This window comes from Arthrobacter sp. ZGTC212, assembly GCF_002929255.1.
Lineage (GTDB): Bacteria > Actinomycetota > Actinomycetes > Actinomycetales > Micrococcaceae > Arthrobacter_B > Arthrobacter_B sunyaminii.
On record NZ_PJIJ01000009.1, the window covers coordinates 1 to 2,772 of the forward strand.

At 60.5% G+C, this 2,772-nt stretch carries 1 protein-coding gene; it reads right to left on the reverse strand.

Features of this window, described 5'->3' with window-relative positions; all coding sequences use genetic code 11:
* Nucleotides 1–320: 320 nt before the first annotated feature.
* The gene (locus CXQ89_RS17600; protein ID WP_146067295.1) at nt 321–2,279 is read right to left on the reverse strand and encodes a thioester domain-containing protein; all 1,959 of its coding nucleotides are present in this window, start codon (nt 2,277–2,279) and stop codon (nt 321–323) included.
* Nucleotides 2,280–2,772: the final 493 nt, after the last annotated feature.

Sequence of the window (2,772 nt, forward strand, 5' to 3'; positions counted from 1 at the left end):
CTCGGGATGTTTTCCAACTCCCGGCCGCGGCGACTTAGAAGACTTTACACAGGTTTTGACCCACCCGCAAATCGGCCCATGGGCTGTGATCGGGGTCCCAACAACCACGGTGAACAAACGGCTTTCCGGCCCTTCAAAGCCGCTTTTTTTCGGAATTTCCCTTGGCTGTCTGCCGCATGGTTATTCTCCCATGACACAGCTGTGGGTAGCTCTCCGGTTTGGAGAGCTACCCACATTGTTGAGCCCACGGGCTCTACCGGCTGGTCACCAGCTCTTCAGCCTATAGCCGGCATAAAGAACTCAGACGTGGCCCCCTGTTGCTAGTCCATTTCCTTCCTCCGTCGTGCAGCCCCGGCCACCAGCAGTGTGCCCATGAGGACGGCGCCGGCTCCGGCAAGGGATACCTGTGCGGTGGCGGTTGCCCCGGTCTTGGCCAGCGTGTCCTTACCCAAAACCGCGTAGGTATTAGTGACTGTCGCGTCTACGGTTTCACCCGACACGATCACGACGCTGTAGGGCAGAATCGTCTCGACAGTGACGTTCCCGTTCTCACCGTTCGTGGGCTCGGTGACAGTGCACTCGGTACCGGCAGGGATGCCGTCGAAGACCTGCACGTACTCACCGGGCAGGGTTTCAGCGGGGATCCGCACCACTTGCTCGAGCTCGTTTCCGCAGACCACGTTGAGGTATGACGCGGACTGCTTTCCGGCGCCGTTTCCAGCAACGATTTTGGTTACTTGCAGAGATCCATTGGCATATTGCACCGTATTAGCCAGGCCTGCACTTACCGTGGCTCCCGGCTCAATAACGACCGTTACCGGGTCACCGGCCTCCACGGTAACCTCCGACGTCGCCCCAGTGCTCGATTCCGTCACCGTACATTCCGTCCCCGCCGGGATATCAGTGAGGGTTTCACCGTAGGTCCCGGCCGCGCTGCCTGCCGGGATGACAACACTGGTGTCCAGAACGGACCCGCACACAACGTCGAGAACTATTTCCGACTGCAGGCCTGCGGCGTTCCCGTCGATCGTCTTGGTGACGTTAAGCGCTCCCGGGAGGTACTGAACCGTGTTGGTAACGGCAAGGACGTTCTCACCGTCAGTGATGGTCACGGGTTCCGGGAGCACCGGTGTGACTGTTACCTCCGTCGTTGATCCGGTGACGGGTTCAGTAACTGAACAGACCGTGCCTACTGGAAGTCCTGTGACCGTCTCAGTCACTGTTTCAGTCGTGCCGGCGGGGATCTCGAAGGTGAAGACGCCGGATGCTCCGCAGTCCACCACCAGGGAAATGTCGCCCTGCAGCCCGGCTCCTTCACCTGCAAACGCCTTACTGACCGTCAAGTCGCCGGCAACGAAGAACTCGGCCGTCGCCCGTGCATTGGACTCAATCTGCGCATCAGCTGCCAGGATGAGCTTCTGGGCAGTGGTGACGCTGGGATTGTTGCCGGCATAGAGGTAGACGTTGCCTGTCTGGACAGGAACCACGGCTGTGGCGGTCAGATCAACTGGATCCGCGGTTTGGTTGTCGTTCCGCACCCACAGCTGAGTGCCGGAGGCAACGGTCGTGCCAACGAGCGGGGCCGTACCGGCCGGATCCGTGTACAGGGTGTAGCCTTCCGGCACCGCAACGGTGATGTTACCTGCATCGGAAGTAATGGTGAATGGCCCGGTGACTCCGTCGGTGGGGCCTGACGCAGTGGGCGGATCGATAGCTACGTTGGGGGCCGGCGGCTCGGTCAGCGGTCCTGCCGCGAGTACTGCGGCGACAATCGGAGCCGTGTACGGCCGGACTGGATCGTTTTCCGCTAGGACGTAGCCGTCGCTGAAAAACCACACAGCAGCCTGAACCGCTGCTGCCCGAATGCTGTCCGACGGTGCGTCCGGTAGGCCCGGCTGATCCGGGTAGTAGCTGTTCAGCACCCGATTAACGTAACCAATGTTCGGCACATTGGATTCGTCCCAGCTGCCGCTCTCATAACCCAGGCCGGTGTAGGTGGAGGTACGAATGTCGATGCAGTACATCTGCTGCGTATTGCCGACGGCGTCAACAGTGGTGATGATGCCGGCAAACCCCTCATTGAGGGTCTCATAGCCCGCCGGCACGCCCGTGGGATACCCGGTGGTGGGGTCGAACGGCGTATCTGCAGGAGGCAGCCCGCCAGCCACCCCCTGACCCGGTCCGGTGCCGGTCATTGTGATCTCCGTGAGGTCCGAGGGGACTTCGTTGCCCGGGGATTCACCGCTGAATACGGCATGTGCGGGCAATGCCAGTTGCATCAGAAGACACAGGATGGCGAATACCCCAATGCCCGTGCCGCTGGCCCGGCCTCTCCATACTGGGGTACTGCCCCTCCGGACGCTGCCGGTTCTGCGACGCACGCTCATTAGCTTCCCGCTTTCTGCTCGACCCTTTGACATCCGCAGAGCCCAGTGAGGACAGACTTATATGAGGCTCCGTGAGCAGTGAGGCTACCTCGTGGGGAAACGTGTGCAAAGGGAAGTGCAGGAATCATCTACTGATACTGAAGTTAAAAGCGTGGTAGCTGAGATGTGCTTGACAATGCCGCGTGGTAAGGCAGCGCCAACGGCTCCCGTCCGGGCAACCGTAACCCGGCAAAACCGCCGGCTGGGAAGCATGCCTGTTAAACAGTTGAGGCCCGTACCAAAAGATACGGGCCTCAACCTCTCAACCGAAATATTGTCCGGCGGTGACCTACTCTCCCACACCCTCCCGGATGCAGTACCATCGGCGCAGTGGGTCTTAGCTTCC

What these genes read in the sequence shown, in the direction of transcription:
- CXQ89_RS17600 (WP_146067295.1), bottom strand. Translation starts at nt 2,279, where the DNA reads ATGCAACTGGCATTGCCCGCACATGCCGTATTCAGCGGTGAATCCCCG.